Annotated in this window: 18 protein-coding genes; 6 read left to right on the forward strand and 12 right to left on the reverse strand. The window is 39.6% G+C overall.

Annotated elements, in window-relative coordinates:
• Positions 1 to 70: 70 nt before the first annotated feature.
• The 5 genes from FHG64_RS17505 to FHG64_RS17525 all read right to left on the reverse strand — a co-directional run bounded on the left by FHG64_RS17505 (position 71) and on the right by FHG64_RS17525 (position 3,418).
• Positions 71 to 532, reverse strand: a complete 462-nt coding sequence (locus tag FHG64_RS17505) for a nuclear transport factor 2 family protein (RefSeq protein ID WP_168191381.1) — start codon at positions 530 to 532, stop codon at positions 71 to 73.
• Between the two features lie 82 nt (positions 533 to 614).
• Complete coding sequence (locus tag FHG64_RS17510) at positions 615 to 1,778, reverse strand: aldo/keto reductase (RefSeq protein WP_246054174.1); 1,164 nt, start codon at positions 1,776 to 1,778, stop codon at positions 615 to 617.
• An 81-nt stretch (positions 1,779 to 1,859) separates the two neighbouring features.
• Positions 1,860 to 2,360, reverse strand: coding sequence for a cupin domain-containing protein (locus tag FHG64_RS17515; RefSeq protein WP_139067602.1), 501 nt, complete (start codon positions 2,358 to 2,360; stop codon positions 1,860 to 1,862).
• Positions 2,361 to 2,372: 12 nt separating this feature from the next.
• The gene (locus FHG64_RS17520; RefSeq protein ID WP_139067603.1) at positions 2,373 to 2,837 is read right to left on the reverse strand and encodes a cyclophilin-like fold protein; all 465 of its coding nucleotides are present in this window, start codon (positions 2,835 to 2,837) and stop codon (positions 2,373 to 2,375) included.
• An 11-nt stretch (positions 2,838 to 2,848) separates the two neighbouring features.
• On the reverse strand, positions 2,849 to 3,418 hold the full coding sequence (locus FHG64_RS17525; protein WP_139067604.1) for a sugar O-acetyltransferase: 570 nt from the start codon (positions 3,416 to 3,418) through the stop codon (positions 2,849 to 2,851).
• 107 nt (positions 3,419 to 3,525) lie between these two features.
• Here FHG64_RS17525 and FHG64_RS17530 point away from each other — a divergent pair, with 107 nt between their 5' ends.
• Positions 3,526 to 4,356 (forward strand): helix-turn-helix domain-containing protein, encoded by an 831-nt coding sequence (locus tag FHG64_RS17530; protein ID WP_139067605.1) that lies wholly within the window; start codon positions 3,526 to 3,528, stop codon positions 4,354 to 4,356.
• Positions 4,357 to 4,794: 438 nt separating this feature from the next.
• Here FHG64_RS17530 and FHG64_RS17535 read toward each other — a convergent pair whose 3' ends face one another.
• Both FHG64_RS17535 and FHG64_RS17540 read right to left on the reverse strand, forming a co-directional pair.
• Positions 4,795 to 6,186, reverse strand: a complete 1,392-nt coding sequence (locus tag FHG64_RS17535) for an NAD-dependent succinate-semialdehyde dehydrogenase (protein WP_139067606.1) — start codon at positions 6,184 to 6,186, stop codon at positions 4,795 to 4,797.
• Positions 6,187 to 6,217: 31 nt separating this feature from the next.
• Complete coding sequence (locus FHG64_RS17540; protein ID WP_139067607.1) at positions 6,218 to 6,958, reverse strand: SDR family oxidoreductase; 741 nt, start codon at positions 6,956 to 6,958, stop codon at positions 6,218 to 6,220.
• Positions 6,959 to 7,860: 902 nt separating this feature from the next.
• Between FHG64_RS17540 and FHG64_RS17545 the strand changes: the two genes are divergently transcribed.
• Positions 7,861 to 8,091: a hypothetical protein gene (locus tag FHG64_RS17545; protein WP_139067608.1), complete on the forward strand. Its 231-nt coding sequence runs from the start codon at positions 7,861 to 7,863 to the stop codon at positions 8,089 to 8,091.
• A gap of 46 nt (positions 8,092 to 8,137) precedes the next feature.
• Here FHG64_RS17545 and tnpC read toward each other — a convergent pair whose 3' ends face one another.
• The 3 genes from tnpC to tnpA form a co-directional block, all read right to left on the reverse strand.
• Positions 8,138 to 9,646 carry an IS66 family transposase gene (gene tnpC, locus FHG64_RS17550; RefSeq protein ID WP_139065970.1) on the reverse strand — a complete coding sequence of 503 codons (1,509 nt, stop codon included), beginning with the start codon at positions 9,644 to 9,646 and terminating at the stop codon, positions 8,138 to 8,140.
• A gap of 73 nt (positions 9,647 to 9,719) precedes the next feature.
• Positions 9,720 to 10,061 (reverse strand): IS66 family insertion sequence element accessory protein TnpB, encoded by a 342-nt coding sequence (gene tnpB / locus FHG64_RS17555; protein WP_139065971.1) that lies wholly within the window; start codon positions 10,059 to 10,061, stop codon positions 9,720 to 9,722.
• Positions 10,061 to 10,342, reverse strand: coding sequence for an IS66 family insertion sequence element accessory protein TnpA (gene tnpA / locus FHG64_RS17560; RefSeq protein ID WP_139065972.1), 282 nt, complete (start codon positions 10,340 to 10,342; stop codon positions 10,061 to 10,063). The genes tnpB and tnpA overlap by 1 nt, the downstream gene beginning before the upstream one ends.
• Positions 10,343 to 10,829: 487 nt before the next feature.
• Between tnpA and FHG64_RS17565 the strand changes: the two genes are divergently transcribed.
• A complete protein-coding gene (locus FHG64_RS17565; protein WP_139067609.1) occupies positions 10,830 to 12,353 on the forward strand; it encodes a flavin monoamine oxidase family protein in 1,524 nt (507 codons plus the stop codon).
• Positions 12,350 to 13,966: a thiamine pyrophosphate-binding protein gene (locus tag FHG64_RS17570; protein WP_139067610.1), complete on the forward strand. Its 1,617-nt coding sequence runs from the start codon at positions 12,350 to 12,352 to the stop codon at positions 13,964 to 13,966. The genes FHG64_RS17565 and FHG64_RS17570 overlap by 4 nt, the downstream gene beginning before the upstream one ends.
• Positions 13,967 to 14,473: 507 nt before the next feature.
• On the opposite strand, the gene FHG64_RS17575 is transcribed toward FHG64_RS17570, so the two are convergent.
• The gene (locus FHG64_RS17575; protein WP_139067611.1) at positions 14,474 to 15,199 is read right to left on the reverse strand and encodes a LytR/AlgR family response regulator transcription factor; all 726 of its coding nucleotides are present in this window, start codon (positions 15,197 to 15,199) and stop codon (positions 14,474 to 14,476) included.
• On the reverse strand, positions 15,192 to 16,286 hold the full coding sequence (locus FHG64_RS17580) for a sensor histidine kinase (protein ID WP_246054175.1): 1,095 nt from the start codon (positions 16,284 to 16,286) through the stop codon (positions 15,192 to 15,194). The genes FHG64_RS17575 and FHG64_RS17580 overlap by 8 nt, the downstream gene beginning before the upstream one ends.
• Positions 16,287 to 16,483: 197 nt before the next feature.
• On the opposite strand from FHG64_RS17580, the gene FHG64_RS17585 reads away from it, so the two are divergent.
• Together FHG64_RS17585 and FHG64_RS17590 are read left to right on the forward strand one after the other, a co-directional pair.
• Positions 16,484 to 16,894 (forward strand): MotA/TolQ/ExbB proton channel family protein, encoded by a 411-nt coding sequence (locus FHG64_RS17585; RefSeq protein ID WP_139067612.1) that lies wholly within the window; start codon positions 16,484 to 16,486, stop codon positions 16,892 to 16,894.
• A 50-nt stretch (positions 16,895 to 16,944) separates the two neighbouring features.
• The gene (locus FHG64_RS17590; protein WP_139067613.1) at positions 16,945 to 18,267 is read left to right on the forward strand and encodes a serine hydrolase domain-containing protein; all 1,323 of its coding nucleotides are present in this window, start codon (positions 16,945 to 16,947) and stop codon (positions 18,265 to 18,267) included.
• Positions 18,268 to 18,426 lie beyond the last annotated feature (159 nt).

Below are 18,426 nucleotides of genomic sequence, written 5' to 3' on the forward strand. Positions count from 1 at the left end.
TAATTTTAAGCTTGATAATGGAGGGTTTCCGCATTAGTCTATATAGATACCGGAATTCCTTAAAATTTATTTATAATATCTCTGTGGCGTGCCACAGCATCATTTTCCAGGTATCGTTTTCTTTTACCCATAGCTCCGTAAAGAGAACACGCAGGTCGTATTCGGTTCCGGAAGCATCTACCACAATATGAACCGTTCCTGAAACAACACCTGTAGTGCCATTTACACGTACCTGCAGGTCCTCATCGGTAAGTGTTTTATATAGCAACTTTTGAGATTCCAGGGCGTCAATAAATTGCTCCTTCTTCTCAACCACTGCGTTCGCATGCTTAAAGGTGAGATCATCGGTCATCATGGAAGCAACCGTATTTGCATCTCCATTTAGTGTGGCGGTCCTGCGTTTCTCATGAGCTGCTAAAACCTCTTGCTGTGCATCGTTTGGTTGCTCATTATTTGTACATGACAATACGGCTCCCAGGCAAAGTAATGTTAGCACAAGCCTTGTAACCTGAATTTTGAACTTGTCTTTCAAAATTTTTCTTTTAATAATATCCATACCTCCTTCGTATTCAAATAACTATATCTTCAGTTTTTTTGTGCGACTAAACATAATGCTAATATTCTACTCTTGACTGTTGCACGGCATCATAACGATCACCCACAACACCAATTTTTTCAATGTTACTTTCAATCTCATTTATTTCGGTAGCCGTTAATGTAAAATCAGCAGCTCTAAGGTCTTCTTCTAAATGTGAAAGCTTCGTTGTGCCAGGCAGTGGGACAATAAAAGGATATTTTGAAAGCATCCACGCTATGGATATTTGAGCTGCAGTCATACCTCTTGTCTTTCCGAACTCATTCAGCGCCTCTACAAGCCGGATATTGGATTTTATGGCTTCCGGTTGGAACCGTGGCCAGGAACCTCGAATGTCATTCGTATTTAAATCTGAGTACTGGGTCAAATTTCCACCCAGCAATCCGCGGCAAAGGGGACTATAAGCCACGAAGCCTATTTCTAATTCCTCCAGCGTGGAAAAAATAAAATCTTCGGGCAGCCTGGTCATCAATGAATACTCACTTTGTACGGCGGTAACAGGGCATACTGCGTGTGCTCTTCTAATGGTTTCAGCCCCTGCTTCAGAAAGTCCAAAGTGAAGAACCTTTCCTTCTTTTATAAGATCTTTTATAGTGCCGGCAACATCCTCAATTGGCACGTCGGGATCAACCCTATGCTGAAAAAAAAGATCAATACGATCGGTTTTGAGACGTTTTAGTGATTGCTCCGCAACTTTTCTAATTTGCTCAGGCCTACTGTTCATAACACCGGGACCTTCAATATCAAAACCAAACTTGGTGGAGATGGCAACCTGGTTTCGGATGGGAGCAAGAGCTTCACCTACCAGTTCTTCATCTATATAGGGACCATAAATTTCGGCAGTATCGAAGAAATCACAGCCACGATCTGCAGCTTGTCTTATCAGTTTAACCATACTCTTATGGTCTGGGTGGACACCTCGTCCATTGGTCATTCCCATGCAGCCCAGTTGTATGGCAGATACCTCAAGCGGATTCTTCTTTGAGCCTAAGCTCCGCTTTTTGGTTAAAATAGTACCAATGCCTTTTTCCCTTTCAGTTCCCAGTTGACCGGATGCGTAACTTATCACTGGTCCTCCCGCCATAGTTCCTAAACCAAGTAAAGAGGCCGCCTTTAAAAATCCTCTTCTACTGTTCGAACCTGCGTTTGTATCTTTCTGTTGGTTTTCAATATTCTTTTTCATTGTTGATTTTTTAGGAAGTTTGAATAAATATAGATATGGTCCCTAATACCACGGCTTTCTAAAAAAGTAATGGTAAGGAAACTACCTCGTACTGTTATACTGCTCATTGGTCACAGGCTCCAACCATTCTACGATACCCTTTTCTGTATTGGGAATGATATACATTTGCTGTAAACCGGTTTCCGGTGCCGCTCCGTGCCAGTGAACCACGTTTGGAGGGCACTCTATCACATCTCCTTTTCTCATCGTTTGGCGTGCTTCGCCCCTTATTTGATGATAGCCCTCCCCGGCAGTGATTATAAGAATTTGTCCTGCAGGATGCCGGTGCCAGTTGCTCCTTGCGCCGGGTTCAAAGTACACGTTACCTATAAGTGTGTTGTAGGTAGAGTCATTTTCAACCAGGCTAGTTGCCCAGGCATTGCCGGTGAAAAGATCTGATGATCCTTTTTCCCCTTTAGGAAAAATGGCATCAACTTCATTTTTATCTGCCATCGCATTTTCTTGTTCTGCTCCCGTATTTGTGTTGCAGGATTGTCCGATGAACATTAATATTATAACTGATATTATAGCTAATTTTTTCATTTTTATAATTGTTTATTTTGTTTTAAAAGTTACAGCAACCTCGCCCGAACCCAACGCATGCGCCAAACCTTCCGGGTCATTAATCCTTCCAATTCTGGTGTAGTTATATGAAGTGGCAAATGATTTATAAAAAAGCACCAAGGTGTTTGAACCGTAAAGCATCAAATCCCCATTTCGTATCGTGCCGGGATTAGATGCATTAGCAGGTAAACCTTCTGTCAAATCAAAATACTTTTCATTATTGTTTAAGTCAATCATAGTAAGCGTCAATGGCAAGCGGTCAATAAAAGCCTGTGCTGTGGCATTGATTTTAAGTTCAGCTGAAAAAGAAGATGGTCCTATAAGAATTTGTATTTCCATTATCTCCGAATTTTCCATTTCATTTTGATTATTATCAGGCTGAATGTTGTTTTCCTGTATACAGGCATTTAACTGAAAACAGAAAAGGCCCGATAAAAGAAAAATCTTTACTTTCATTACGCTATTCATTACTCAATCTTTTTAATGACTTTTGCGGGAATACCACCAACGATAGTATTATCAGGTACATCTTTATTCACAACCGCCCCGGCAGCAACTATAGAATTTTCACCTACAGTAACACCTGGTAAGATTGTGGCGTTGGCACTTATCCAGCAATTTTTTTTGAGCCGGATGGGTTTCGGAACTAAGGATTCTCTTTGGCGCGGATCTCCAGGATGCCCTTCTGAAAGCAATTTTACACCCGGCGCCAGCAGCACATTGTCTTCAATAATGATCCCTCCCAAATCCAAAAAAGTACAGCCGAAGTTGATAAATACGTTTTTACCTATTTTGGTGTTCTTACCGTAATTGATGTATAAAGGAGGAAATAATGCCGTGGATTCATCAATTTTAGAATTAGTGATCTTGCCTAGAAAATCCTTTATTTCATCCGGATCGGCAGAAAGGTTCATCTGCTGGACCAGTTTCATGGTTGCATAGGATGCCTCTACCAATTGCCCGCGATGAGGATCATTTGCAGCAATAGTTTCCCCTTGTCTCAATCTATCGAAAATACTATTGTGGGTTGAATCCATTTCTATCACGTTTAAACTACAAAATAAGCTGAAAACCACTTCTCGTATGTTACACATTATTCGGTAATAATGTCATAAAACACTTATCTTAGCAGAAAGGTAATGAAATGACAGCTAAAAAAATACCTGAAGTTATTTTGCTGAATATCAATATTGAAGAAAATTTTCCAGATAGATTCGTTGAATTTTATCACACACATTTGTACTGTCACAAAGGATCTATAAACTTTCTTTTTGATGACCGGCAAATGCAGTGTAAAAAGGATGAATTTTTGTTCTGGTTCTCCGGCAGCAAGCTGGAAGAAATACAATTTTCAAAAAGCTTCAAAGCAACTGTGGTGTTGGTAGAAAGAGACTTTTTGAACAATAACATTCCGGACCAGGGCTGGAGTATCAATGCGCTCCTGCATTCCAGGGTGTATCCCGTAAAATCCATACACGACAAGAAAGACAGACAAAAGATCCTTTCCAATTTTCATTGGCTAAATGACAGGTTTCTTGAGGTTGGTCATCGGTTTTATGATGCTGTCCTAAGCTTGCAAATGCAGGTATTTATATTTGAAATGTGGAATATTTTTGCCAGGGAGTATGAGAGGAGAAAACACAGCTTACAAACCGGAACCCTATATGAGCGCTTTATGCAGTTGGCGCAGGAGCATTGTATGACAAAGCGGGAGGTGCAGTTTTACAGCAATGAACTCAATATCACCTCTAAATATTTGAACCAAATCTGTAAAAATTCCTCGGGTGTCACCGCTTCGCATTGGATACAGCGGTACGCCCGGGAGCGTATTCTATTACTTTTGCAGAATAAAAATCTTACTATTTCTGAAATTGCCGATGAAATGGAGTTTAGCAGCAGGTCCTTTTTCACCCGTTATGTAAAAAAATTATTGGGCGTGACTCCCAGGGAATATCGCAACAGGTTGGGTTTTTAATTTCTCCTGAAGTTAGCATGAATCGCTTTAGCACATCAATCGTGCATACCGGCTGGATAATATCTAATTCCTTTGCTTATGTTCCAAAAAACAAGAAAAGTGATGCTCTCGCATCACTTTTTGTGCTTGGTCGGGATGACAGAACGAACTGTCATTTCATAATCAATTAATTTTCAAACTTTTAGCTAGTGATTTCGCGATGAGGTAACCGTTTAGGTAACCTCTACTATAATTTGATCATTCTTTCATAATAAAAATAATAAATAATTTTATATCATACAATATGATAAGATTTTAAATGACCTGTATTGTGAACACCCTGAAGAAATAGCGGAGATCACAATAATTCAGAATATAATCTGGATGCGGAACTTTTTTCTTATGAATTAAGGTTAACCATCCAATGTTTTCGCTCAATAAATTGCCAGCCGAAATATTTTACCTTTTCATGATACCTTTGATGTTTACGAATTCTTTCAATCCGAATCCACCGTGTTCCCGGCCATAGCCCGAATTTTTCACACCACCGAATGGAATGGCTGGATCGGCCAGGCCGAAGGAATTAATAAACACCATTCCGGTATCAAAGTGCTTCTCTGCAATTTCGAAGGCAGCGTCTTCATCTTTGGAGAAGATTCCTCCACCCAGTCCAAATCGGCTGTCGTTAGCGATTCGCATGGCATCTTCGTTATCCCTGGCCTTAATCAATGAAGCTACAGGGCCAAAAAGTTCATCTTCGTATGCAGGTTGTCCTGGCTGTACATTTTCCAATACGGTGGCAGGATAGAAAAATCCCTCCCCATCCGGAATTTCCCCCCCGCAAGCAATCCTGGCTCCTTTCTCAACGCTTTTCACTACTTGTTCGTGAAGATCATCGCGGAGATCTTTACGAGCTAGGGGACCCAATTGAGTGCTTTCCTTATTAGGGTCACCCATTTTGACTTCACTCATAGTTTTCACGAATTTCTCCCGAAACTCTTCGTATACTTTTTCGGTAACGATGAAGCGCTTCGCCGCAATACATGTTTCACCATTGTTGTAAATACGACCTTTCACACATTCTTCTACTGCTATGTCAATATCCGCATCTTCAAAAACCAAATAAGCATCATTGGCACCTAATTCCAGGACCGTTTTTTTCAACTCAGCGGTGGCTTTCTGTCCGATGTTTCTTCCCGCGTCAGGACTCCCAGTGAGCGTTACTCCCCGTACCAATTTATTTTTTATAACCTCATCAGATTGATCGTGATTAATCATTAAAGTGGTAAACAAGCCATCCGGTATTTCAGCCTCGTTGTAAATACGCTCCAGCAGTTTCCCAGAACCGGTCACGTTTGAGGCGTGCTTTAATAAAACCCCGTTACCTGCCATAAGGCTGGCTATCGAGTAACGCACTACTTGGTAGCACGGGTAATTCCAGGGTTGGATGCCATATACTATCCCAATGGGAGCATAAGAAACGCGGCCTTTTTGTCCATTTACCATATTCCGTTCCTCGGTTTTCAACTCCTTCGGTCCGATTTCAGCGGTATATTCACAAATGGCAACGCATAAATCCACCTCTTGTTTACTTTGCTCTAAAGTCTTTCCCATCTCATCGGTCATCAATTGCGCTAACTCTGTTTTGGCCTTTGTTAATGCTTTTCCGATGCCTTTGATGACTTCAGCCCGGTCTTCGGGAGAGACATCCCTCCACTTCTCAAATGCTTTTTGGCATTTTGAAATGGCCGCCTTTACCTCTTCGTTCGTCATGTAATCGTAGCGATCCAGCGTCTTACCCGTTGCGGGGTTGATCGTCTCTATTGCTTCTCTCGTTCCTGCTTCACTCATTTTATTTAGATTTTTTCGGTGTTATTAATGATTATCCTTGTTCTGTTGGCATGATGTACACATCATTGATGTTTACCCTTTTTGGCTGAATTAAGGCGTAGAAAATGGCATTAGCGATATCTTCTGATTCCAGTGTGGTCATCCCTTTCATGCCTTTCAGTTTCTCCTTAATGTCCTCGTCGGTAATGGTTTCAAACAGGCTTGTATCCACTGCACCCGGCTCTATGGATGTGACGTTTATTCCATATTGCGGTGCCAATTCTTTTCTTAATCCTTCAGAAAACATTTTCACGGCTATCTTGGTTGCGCAATACACCGCCCCACCGGGGAAGTAATTGTGGGCTGCCGAGGACGATATATTTATAATGTGTCCGCTTTTATTCTTACGCATTGTGGGCAATACGGCCGCCACTCCATTGAGTACGCCTTTGATGTTGACATCAACCATTTTCTCCCACTCATCGGTCTTGAGTTTTTCGATGTAGGAGAGGGGCATGAGTCCTGCGTTATTGATAAGGACATCGATGGTCCCGTATTTTACAAGGGTTTGAGAAATAGCATTTTCAAAATCGGCAGGTTTCGTTACATCCGTTTTTACAACCAATGCCTTTCCGCCATCGTTTTCTATTGCATTCTTTATTTTCTTTAGTTCATCTTCACTTCTGGCACACAACACCACAGAGGCCCCTTCACTAGCCAATTTCATTGCCGTTGCCTTTCCTATTCCACTGGAAGCTCCGGTTATTATTACTACTTTGTTTTTTAAGTCCATCTTATGTTTTTTTATTCTGTTACTGAATTTATTTTAAGCGTGGTTCTAAAATTTAATGTTTTTTAGTTGAAAATTTTTTAAGAATGTAGAATTGAAATTCTAACATTTGTTGTTAATTCAAGGGTTTTTAAAAACCTTAATTTTTTTTTCATATCCTCAAAGTAATTCATTTACAAGAGAATGGAACATGGATATTCCTTATTGTCTTTATTTTAATATTTGTCTAATAACAAATTTTCAAATCTTACAAACTCATTAGTGTGATCTTCAAGAAAAACTATAAGAGATACTGAAACTTAAATAAGTAAATTAGAAGATTACGAAGCTTTTTTTGTATGCGGTAACTTACCACACCAATAAGATCCTTATTAATTACCCAACGCTGCGTGAGGTCTCCCGACCTGGCGCCTGCTTTATTAATGAAAGAAACAAGAATTTTGTTGAAGTCTCCTTACTTCCTATTAATTTGCCCAGAACTGGCCGGTAGTTTCCGGTACTGCACAATTCGTTTCAACATCTGGAGACGTTGGATCTGAAAGTTACAAGGTTTTTTACTGCGGCAATTTTCTACTTGATACAGCAATAGAGAACTGTTGATAAATAAGGGTTACAGCCCGATGGTACAAAAAGGTAAAAAAAGCAATACAGCAATATAGAAATGAGTATACATAGGGGTTATAGAATGACGGTACAAAAAGGTACAAAAAGCGACACGGAAATTAGAATTGTTTTTTTTAATTAATTTGTAAGGGGGAGTTCGCCGGTGAGCTCACCAAAAAAAATAAAATATTACCAGATTTTAAATCTATGATTTTTGGATCCTAACAGTTCCCATTTTGTAAAAACCGAAAAAAGGAGGCTTCCCTACAAGAAAGCTAACACAAAAAACTTTTCTGAAAAAATTGTCAGAGTTAAAAACCAATATAGCTGATTTTTGTGAATGGATTTTTGCTCAAAAGAAACATGATGTTATTAAGTTTTTAGAAAAAGCAAAATCGCTTTTTGGGAATGATCTCTCAAAATTGGTTAATTCAGATGATTTTAAAAACGATAAGTATAGAATCTCAGATAGTTTAATTGTTGCAAACATTGTAAGACCTAAACGTATCCGGCCCACCAACTGCATCTTTTAACTTAGCATGATTTTATTTACAGGATGCTCTTTTTGGTAAATTTGATTTATCCTTGCTGTAATTTCTTGTAATTCTGCGGGTACAGATTCCGGATGTCTTTATGGTTGATGGACATAATATTCTCCAGGGTGTACTTGAGCCATTCATATGGGTTTACCTCGTGTTTTTTGCAGATCGCAAAGAAGGAGTACATTATTGCACCACGTTGAGCTGCATCATCAGAACCTGCAAACAGGTAGTTTTTTCGGCCTAGTGCCAGTTTTCTAATGGCATTTTCAATAAGGTTGTTATCTATTTCCAGGATTCCATCATAGAGGTAAGCGCTGAGCTGATCCCAGCGATCCATGGAATATCGGAAGGCTTTTCCGATAGGACTCTTGGGAAGAATCAACTGATGCTTCATCTGTTGGAACATCCATTTGGCAAATTCATTAATAATGGGTAATGCATTTTCCAGGCGCAGGGATTTACGCTGTTCCGGGCTTAAGTTGTGTTCTCGCGCTTGAGCTTCCACCGCGTAGAGTTTTTGGATGAAGCTCAGGGCTATTTCGGCACGTTCCCTGTCATTATCCTTTGCTTTATCAAATTCTCTTCTGGCATGGGCCCAGCAGTTCAGGTGGGTAACCCCCTCCCGCTTGCCAATCTTGTCATAGGCAGCATAGCCATCACTTTGGAGGTAGCCTTTAAAATCAGCCAGTACATGGTCGGCAGCCTCTCGGCTTCGTCCCCGGTGATAATCAAAGAGTACGCTTCCATCCATAGGGTTATGGTACACCCAATAGTAGCCCTGGTGGGTGGTGCCTTTTTTATTCTTGTCGATTACTTTTATCGGGGACTCATCCGCCTGGAGGTACCCCATTGACCTGGTGTCCTCCAATAGATGTTGATAAAGGATATCTAATATTTTAAGACTTTGCCTGGTCCAGCCTTCTAAAGTGGAAGAGGCAATGGGGATATCTGCTCTTTTAAAGCGTTGCAGTTGCCGGTAAAGCGGGAGATGATCCTCATACTTATCGACCAGAATGGAAGCCAGGAGTCCGGCTCCCGGAATGCCTTTTTCAATCACCCGCTCGGGCAATTCTCCAATGATTACTCCTTCTTTATTTTTAGGAGCATACTTATAGCGGATGTAACGTTTGATGTAGTATTTAGCTGGCTCGTATTCCAGCTCATTGGTCACTTCCTTGCCGATACAGATCATATCGGTGATATCTTCCTGGGGATAGATTTCAATTTCTTCTACCGGAAGATGCTCAGGCAGGGCCATTCGCCCTTTATGGACGGAAGTTCTTTTGCGACGCTCATAGCTGAGCTTCTCTTTTAACTCGGCTTCTTGTTTTTCCGCTTTTTCCGGCTCCATCTCAAAGGGAAGACTCATCTGGTTTTTATCCCCTTCGAAGCGTTCCCTTTTTTGACCAAAAGCCAGGCGCTTATAATAAGCTAATTGGAATTTAAGATCGATATTTTCTTTTTCTGCTTTCGCCCTTCTCTCAGTCTCCTTATCAAGGAGTGCCAAAAGCTCATCTTTAGTAAGATTTTCTATGGGTTTTTGCATGGGTTAAAGATACGAAAACCACACTTTTAAACCTATTGTCAACCCTTGTTTTTACTGGGTTTTTGTTACTTTTTTATCTGGGATACCTCAGTTTCTGATGGGCTTTTTTTACCTGCAGGCCTTCCACCATAAGCACCAGTTCTGACCAGGTCATACCATGGTTATTTCCTTTAAAAACCGGCGGGGTAAAACTGCCCTGTTCCAAGCGTTTGTAGTACAATACAAAACCCCCGGCTTCCCAGTGCAGGAGTTTAAGGTGCGTGCGGTTACGGTTCAAAAAAATAAACACATCGCCACTGGTTGGTTCCCTGCCAAGTTCATTTTTTACCAGTCCGCTCAGGCCATTAAAAGATTTTCGCATATCACAGGCTTTGGGATAAAAGTGATATTTATGGAACGAGCTTAGGGCAAACATTAATAAAGCCTGAGAAGTTTACTGATCAGTGGAAGTTGTGAGACCTCAAGTATTAGCCGGATCCCATTAGGATAAATAAGTTCCAGGTTTCCATCCTTAACAGTGTTAGGACTGATAACTATAAATCCTCCACTCCCGGGTGATTCATTGCGGGCTTTCTTTTTTTTCCAGTAATAAAATGTGGAGAGTACCAACCCTTTAGTTTCACAAAATTCTCTCCCGTTTAGAGAACCACTTTCAAATTCATCGATCAAGGCAAACATTTCTTGTTCTTTACTCATTTTATTTGTTTTTGAGCAAAGCTATATTCAGGCTAGGTTTTTAGCAATATGCACTTTGTGGGGTGGATACACCTAAACCAAATGGATTGCGTAGTGAATTAATGAATGGAAGGCGCGCTTTTTTTTTCTTGAATATTTGGCTAATGAAGGTATAGAAAATTCTGATTCAAAAAATATCCGGACTGTTTTAAAGGCAACCATTTTATTACCGGGTGCACTATTTCCCATCCCCACAAATAATAAAGAATTACGAAAAAATAATTAATCTGCACTAAAATACCGTAATATTCGGCAGAAAATGGAAAGCATTTCTCCGTAGTTGTTTCCTGAACGCCAACAATACTGGATTATTCTTTTCCAACTTTTTTATAATATCAGATTTGGTAGATTTAACGGGTATGAAATAATAAAAACACAAAATGTTAAAAAAAATTACTTATTTTTATTTAAATTAACATTTACCCCGAGTGGCAAATCACACAAAAATATGAGGCAATATAGCGAACAGACCAAGCAGAGAATTAGAGCTATTTTTACGGAGAAGCCAAATAAAATAAGTTTTCAGAACAAAGAAAAACTAGCAGCGTTTGGTCCCGTTTTAAAAAAAAATAAGGTAATTATTATAGGTGCAGGTATATCAGGATTATGCTCGGCGTACGAGCTTGAGAAAAAAGGTTATAATGTAACTATTTTGGAAGCACAAGAAGATCACATTGGTGGCAGAATAAGAACTTTTAGGCACGGAAATATTTATTCGGAATTTGGGGCGATGAGAATTCCAGAAGAACATGATTTAACCCTCAAATATATTTCTGAATTGGGTTTGTCTAACAAACTTAGACCCTTTATCCAAGAAAGTAAGGATACTTTTGCCTATATCCGAGGAACAAGAGTAAACAGAACAGATGAAGGTAAAGAAACCCTCAAAAAAAAATTTAAATTAAGTGAAAGGGAACTACAAATGTCTGTTGATGATATTTGGATGGAATCTGTAATTCGAACTTTAACCAATCTTTCAAAGTCCGAAAAAGAACAACTTTACTCCAAACATTTATCCGCTAAAAACTTGATTTCCTTAGACCAGAATTCTTTGTATAACAATCTAAAAAATTCCAATTTGAGTAGAGCAGCAATAGAATTCGTTTCATCAATATACGGTGTTACAACTTATCTCGAAACTGCACTACTAGAACATTTAAGAGAAGAGCTAGAGGGTGTTTGGTTAAATAAATTCTGGGAAATTGAAGGAGGAATGGATATAATTGTAAAAAAATTCTTAAGTGCTATTAAAGCTAATCTTTTAACTGGAGCTGTTGTAAAGAAAATTATTAATCATGAAAAACAGGCAGAAGTTGTTTATAGTTATAAGGAACAAGACTGCAAATTGTCAGCTGATTGGGTAATTTGTACAATACCTTTAGGAGTGCTAACGAGATTAGAAATTGATAAGGCATTTTCAAAGGATAAAATTAATGCCATACGTAACGTAAATTATGATTCTTCTACAAAAATCATTACTCGTTGCGAAAACCGTTTTTGGGAATTGAATGACAATATATTTGGAGGAGGTAGTGTTTGGGATGGTGGACTTGGACATACCTGGTATCCTTCCGACAATAATATTTCCAAAAATATAAATATTTCCAATTCTGAAAGTATGTTAATATCCTCATATACCTGGGGAATGCATGCACGACGAATTGATAGTATTCCTGAAAATGATATTAATAATTATGTAAAGAATGAACTAAAAAAAATTCATTTAAAAATGAATGCGTCTGAATTAATTGAATCTAAAAGATGGAGCTGGGATAACCATGAATGGAGTTCTGGTGCATTTGCTTTCTTTAATCCCGGAGATCAAACAGATTTATATAAGGAACTTGTGAATCATGAGAAAAAAGTATTGCTTGCGGGTGAACATTGCTCTTTTTCCCATTCTTGGATCCAGGGAGCTTTGGAATCAGCACTGGAAGTATGCAATCATATAGTAAACCGCCGTAATGAATGAAAATCTCTGAATACATTTTATATAAATTGAAACAAAATGGATGTTACTGGGTGGCCGGTATACCAGGGACTTCTTGTGCGGATTTTTTTGATGCAATAGATCGTGATTCTGATATAGAATATATCATTACCACGAACGAACTTGAGGCAGGATATATTGCTGACGGATATGGTCGAAAAGGTGGAATTGGAGCTGTTTGTGTTTCGTATGGAGTTGGAACATTAAGTTTAGTTAATGCTGTGGCCAGTGCATTTACAGAGCGAGTACCCCTTATTGTTATCAATGGTGGACCTTCAAAGGAGGATCTTAGGATTGAACTTGAATTAGGTTGCTTATTTTCTCACTCGACAGGATCACCCCAAACTGATCTCAACATTTTTAAATCTATTACCGTATATTCAGAAATAATATCTCAACCTCAAAATGCTCAGAAAATTATAGATGAAGCATTTAGAATGGCCATTTTTTTTAATAGGCCAGTTTATATAGAAATTCCGCAAGATAATTGGGATAAGGTAATAGAACTAATCCCTACCATAGCTCCTCCGGCGCAAGTTTTTATTAATGATGATTTTATTACTTCAGCAAGATCTAAGTTAGAAACAGCTAAATCCCCTGTTCTTATAATTGGGGTTGAAGTTGTGCGTAAAAAATTAAAAGATAAAGTTTTGCAATTAATTGATAAATGGAACATCCCATTTGTTACCACAGCTTTAGCAAAGTCAGTTTTACCTGAGTCTCATCCCAATTTTGTGGGTTGTTATGATAGTGATCTTTTCCATAATAAGGCAGTTTTTGAAATTATTGATAATTCTGATTGTCCAATCGGATTAGGTTGCATTTGGGGTATTGATCATCGTTCCTTCATAATTAATCAGTTTAATAAGATGATTGAGGTGAAGTTTGATTCTGCACGTGTTACCGAAAATTTATATAAACAAACTGATTTAGAAACAGCAATAGACGAATTTTTAAAATGGGAGCTAAAATTTCAAAATGTGATTCCGGAATTTGTTAGGCTGAATGGTCTAACTGATTCAGGTTATTTTGGTCATAACCAAATATTTTGTGTGTTAAATAAATTCATAAAGGATTGTAATGATGTTCAAGTTGTAATGGATACTTGTCTCGGAAGCTTTTTAGGTGCTGATCTTTTTATGGGCAATACAGATATGTATCTAGCAAATCCAATTTGGCTATCCATAGGACAAGGAACTCCTGCTGCAATTGGAGCCTATCTCAAAAATGGAAAAATACCTATTATTATCACAGGAGACGGAGGTTTTCAAATGGTTGCGCAATCTTTTTCTACTATGATAAAATATCAAATTCCTGCTTTAATTATTGTATTGGATAATAGTCTTTATGCTATAGAACAGTATTTAATTGATGGTACTTACTTTGAATTAGATACAGATCCACTTAAATACGTGGAACTTCATCGGTGGGCTTATGAAGAATTTCCTAAGATATTTAAAGGCGGATTTGGAGAACGTGTTCATTCAGCGGAAGGTTTAATTAAAGTTCTTAACAAATGGGAAAAGGAAACTAAAAAAGAACCATGGATCATTGCTTGTGAATTTTCAAAGAAAGATTTACCCCGGATAACATAAATAAAACTATCCTCCCCAGGGAAGAACAACTCATCAAGGATTTTAAATTGAAAAGATTAAAAAGGATTATTTTAAAGTAGGCTTAAGTTTCAAATTTAATTACATCTTGGGAAAAATTATCTATTAAAAATGCTTTAAAGGATGTCCTTCACTTAAATAGTCAACTACCAATATTTTCCTCTGAGAAACTGATCCTAATCTGAAGAAGTAAAGTATTAGTTTTTAGAGCATTCCTTTGAAGGCAATAGAGAAATCATCATTCCTTAAAATACCGGGGTTTCCAGATTTTGAGGTGTAACCGGTGTACAAACCTAATCATAGATCTTTTTGCTTATTTTTCTGCAATGATGATCATATTGATTTAATGAAAAAATCCTGTAGTGAAGGTCGAAAAAATCCTTTTTAATAATTAAAATCACAACCCATTTAAATAAATAATGTGAGGCAGGGGGAGGTGAGGTTTTCCTGTATATCGATAGACCGTAATAAAGGCCCTTACAGATTGGGTTAATCCATCGCCCATTTCTCGAGTTTCTCCAGTACTGCAGATTTATAGCTTCTGCTTATTGGAATGGCTTGTCCTGCTATTTCCGCATATTCATTTGTATAAGATTCCAGGGCAGCCAGGGAGATAATAAATGACCGGTGAACCCGCAGGAATTCTAAATTTGGGAGCTGTTGTTCAATGTTGGAGATTGTCTCTCTTATTACAATGGTATTTGTTTGGGTGTGGATCTTCAGGTAATCACTTAAACTTTCTATATAACAAATATCATCAAAATTGACCCTGATCATCTTCCGGTCTGCGCGCACGAACATAAAATCCTGTTGTACTTCTTTTTCTGGAGAAAATTGCTGAGCCCCTTCTTTAAAATTATTGGTGGAAAAAGTATTTACAGCCCTTAATAGACGTTCGAAAGAGATAGGCTTCAGCAGGTAATCCACTGCCTGTAGATCAAACCCATCTGCGGCATATTCCCTGTAGGCGGTGGTGAAAATGACCTTTATTTCCGGATTAATAGACCGGGCGAAGGACAAACCGGAAATCTCAGGCATATTGATGTCCAGAAAAATAAGGTCTATTTTATGCGTATTTATCAACCTAAAAGCTGTTGCGGCACTTTTACAGGAACCAAGGACCTCCACTTGTTGGATCCTCGCCAAATGCGCGGCTATGACCTCCCTTGCCGTGGGCTCGTCGTCTACTATGATACAGGAAATTTTATTAGCCATGCAGGTACACTTTAGAATGGATTAAGGAGAGATGAGCTTCAAAGCTATTGCCGATTTTCTCTGCGGAAAAGCTATGCGTGTCCGGATACAACAACTGCAGTCGTTTTTTGAGGTTTTTCAGTCCAAGTCCGTTCTGGGTTTCACTTTGCTGATCATCTTTCACAGAATTTTTTATTGTAAACTGAAGGTGTTCCTTATCTGCTTGCAGGCGTATGGAGATCTTAAGTTTTCCATCCACCGCCTGCCCGTGTTTAAAGCTGTTCTCTACAAACGGAATAAGTAGCATAGGCGGGATCTCAATATTTTCAGTAGCAGCGGGGAGGTCAAGGTCTACCAGTAAATTATCACGAAATCTTATTTGTTCCAGGGAAATATAATCTTTTATATGCTCAATTTCGCTGCTTAGGCTTACCAGGGGCTTATCGGCCTGGTACAACAGGTAATCGAGCAGGTTGGAAAGCTTCAGGATCATATCTGGTGTTTCTATACTTTTTTTGAGCGCGTGGCCGTAGAGGGTGTTGAGGGTATTGAACAGGAAGTGGGGATGCACCTGCAATTTAAGGTAATGCAGCTCCTGTTCCTTCAGCTTTAACTGCGCTTCCAGGAACTTGTTCTCCAGTGCCCGGTTTTCAGCAATAGAGGAATAATTCTGCTTCAGGAGTATAAAGGCGCTCACCAGTATCACGACGAGATATACCAGTACCATCATAGACAACAGGCTTCGGCCGGGAGCAGGCATTCCGTGGTAATCCATATTCAGCATAAAAACAAATCCGTAGAAAATGGAGATCACAATGGCAAAAGCAGAGAGTACCAGGGTATAAAAACTATAAAGGCTAAAGAGCAGGTACTTCTTTTTCAGCAAAAATCCCGGGAGGAGGTAATAGATGGTGGTGTAGGTGGTGGCCATGGTTACCGGCAGGAGGAAGGCCGCGAAGGAGCCGGAATAGAAAAGGTTCTCATTAGGCGCGCCAAGGAAATAGGAGAAAAAACTGAGCACGAGAAACCAGAAAATGCTGTGCAGCGCAATTTTCCTCCAAAAGATATATGCAAGTGTGCCGGCGGTCATAGAGGTTACAATATCCAATTAATTTCAGAAAGTTTTCACCACTTGCGATGAATAACCGATTTTTTGCCTGATTTAACCCGGCTGACTGAAGTCCCAACAAAAACGAGTACAGAATCTGCTGAAAAAGGGCGGAAACCGGTAATTGGTATCTTTAAAATATTAGCGCCGGGAATAAGCAGTAGATTTGGCTATAGACATTTGAAAAAACTGAAATTATGCTATTCACGCTACAACAACAGGCGCAAAGAGGATTTGTTGAAACCATAGGGCAGCGATTTGAGGAAGGCGGCTTTTTTATAATGATGTTCATCTTTATTGTTTTGATCATCGGGATCTTTCTCCTGGTGAGAGGGATTTATTTCGCAAGGAAAAAAGACCCCAAAATTGCCAGAACTATTCTTCTGCTCAATTCCATCGGACTCTTTGCACTGGTGCTGGGAGTGTTCGGGCAATTAATAAGCCTCATTGAAATCCTGGACTACTTGAGTTCCTTTGAAGATACCACCCCACGGGATTTCGCCGACGGACTTAAAATGACCATGCTGCCCACGCTTTTTGGCGCGTTCGTTTTCCTGTGTACCCGCTTTTCAACAATTGCCCTCAACTGGGTGAGGCCGGTTCAATAAGACCGGAAAAACTTCAGAAAAAAATTAAATCATTCTAACCAATAACTCTCATGAAAAACTTCATCACACTACTGTTCCTGGTTTCAGGTATACTGCTCCACGCGCAAACACAGGAACAAAACAAAAAACTTGACAGTTTGTTCGACAGGATCGACGCCAAGGACCTGGCAATGGGAAGTATCTCCATCTTCTCCAATGGAAAGGAGGCGTACACGCGCAGCATCGGGTACCTGGACTTAGCGAACCAAACCCCCGCAAACAGCAACACCGCTTATAGAATTGGATCTGTTACAAAAACCTTTACAGCGGTGGTGATAATGCAGCTTATAGAAGAAGGGAAGCTTGAGGCTGGGACGAGACTTTCAGCATATTTCCCGCAGGTGCCAAATTCAGATAAGATCACCGTGGAACATTTGCTGAGGCACCAGAGCGGACTCTTTAATATCACAGATGATGAAGATTTCAGGCAGTGGATGTTATCGCCGCAATCCAGGGAAGCAATGCTGAAGCGTATGCTGAAGAACGGCACTCTTTTTATGCCTGCGGAAAAAACCGAATATTCCAACACCAATTATTTGCTGCTTTCTTACATAGCTGAAGGAATTGAAGTTAAACGCTATGCTGAAATAGTAAAGCAAAGGATCATCGATAAGCTAGCTTTGAAGAACACCTTTTACGGCGGAAAAATTGTTCCTGAAAAGAACCAGGCCAGGTCCTACGCACATACCGAAAACGGTTGGGAACTCACTCCCGAAACAGATATGAGTGTACCCATAGGAGCAGGCGCAATGGTTTCAACGCCAGCAGATCTTAACAAGTTTTACTGGAATTTATTCGAGGGGAATCTTCTCTCCCGTGCCTCACTGGACAAGATGAAAACAATCGAAGATGGGATGGGAATAGGATTGATGAAATTACCGCTGGAGGAATATGAAGTATATGGCCACGGTGGCGGGATAGATGGTTTTTCCTCTGTAGTCGTTCATTTTCCTCAAGAGAAGATCACAGCAGCTTTTACTTCCAATGGATCATTTTATCAAATCCATAACCTTTTAATTGGCACATTAAAAATAATAATGGGCCAGGATTACGAACTACCTGAAACTTCACCAACCATAGAATTACAACCAGAAGCCCTGGAAAAATATCTGGGCACCTACAGCAGCCCCGACCTTCCAATGAAGATCAATATCTACCGTGAAGATTTAACATTAATAGCCAAGGCGACAGGGCAGTCCCCCATACACCTCAATGCCGTAGGAGAGGATATCTTTAAAGAAGAACAACTCATGTTAAAACTCACCTTCTTCCCGGCTGAAGATAAGATGCTGTTGGAACAGGGAGGGCAAAAGGCGGAGTTGAGAAGGGAGTGATCTCAACAAATCAGGACTATATTCTAAAAATAGAAGCCGGACCCTGGGAGGAGGAGCAGGAAATAAAAACGTGTAATATTTTAGGATCAGGTTCTTAATTTATAGGGGGCAATGTGCAGGTAAAAGTTTATTTTGATTATACATTCATCGATCTAAAGC

This window comes from Antarcticibacterium flavum, from assembly GCF_006159205.1.
GTDB lineage: Bacteria > Bacteroidota > Bacteroidia > Flavobacteriales > Flavobacteriaceae > Gillisia > Gillisia flava.

Coding starts and splice junctions, on each gene's coding strand:
- FHG64_RS17535 (WP_139067606.1), bottom strand. CDS start 6,186: ATGAGTGAAGCAGGAACGAGAGAAGCAATAGAGACGATCAACCCCGCA.
- tnpB (WP_139065971.1), bottom strand. CDS start 10,061: ATGTTTGCCCTAAGCTCGTTCCATAAATATCACTTTTATCCCAAAGCC.
- tnpA (WP_139065972.1), bottom strand. CDS start 10,342: ATGAGTAAAGAACAAGAAATGTTTGCCTTGATCGATGAATTTGAAAGT.
- FHG64_RS17515 (WP_139067602.1), bottom strand. CDS start 2,360: ATGAAAAAATTAGCTATAATATCAGTTATAATATTAATGTTCATCGGA.
- FHG64_RS17520 (WP_139067603.1), bottom strand. CDS start 2,837: ATGAAAGTAAAGATTTTTCTTTTATCGGGCCTTTTCTGTTTTCAGTTA.
- FHG64_RS17570 (WP_139067610.1), top strand. CDS start 12,350: ATGAAAATCTCTGAATACATTTTATATAAATTGAAACAAAATGGATGT.
- FHG64_RS17540 (WP_139067607.1), bottom strand. CDS start 6,958: ATGGACTTAAAAAACAAAGTAGTAATAATAACCGGAGCTTCCAGTGGA.
- FHG64_RS17590 (WP_139067613.1), top strand. CDS start 16,945: ATGAAAAACTTCATCACACTACTGTTCCTGGTTTCAGGTATACTGCTC.
- tnpC (WP_139065970.1), bottom strand. CDS start 9,646: ATGCAAAAACCCATAGAAAATCTTACTAAAGATGAGCTTTTGGCACTC.
- FHG64_RS17525 (WP_139067604.1), bottom strand. CDS start 3,418: ATGGATTCAACCCACAATAGTATTTTCGATAGATTGAGACAAGGGGAA.
- FHG64_RS17530 (WP_139067605.1), top strand. CDS start 3,526: ATGACAGCTAAAAAAATACCTGAAGTTATTTTGCTGAATATCAATATT.
- FHG64_RS17510 (WP_246054174.1), bottom strand. CDS start 1,778: ATGAAAAAGAATATTGAAAACCAACAGAAAGATACAAACGCAGGTTCG.
- FHG64_RS17585 (WP_139067612.1), top strand. CDS start 16,484: ATGCTATTCACGCTACAACAACAGGCGCAAAGAGGATTTGTTGAAACC.
- FHG64_RS17565 (WP_139067609.1), top strand. CDS start 10,830: ATGAGGCAATATAGCGAACAGACCAAGCAGAGAATTAGAGCTATTTTT.
- FHG64_RS17575 (WP_139067611.1), bottom strand. CDS start 15,199: ATGGCTAATAAAATTTCCTGTATCATAGTAGACGACGAGCCCACGGCA.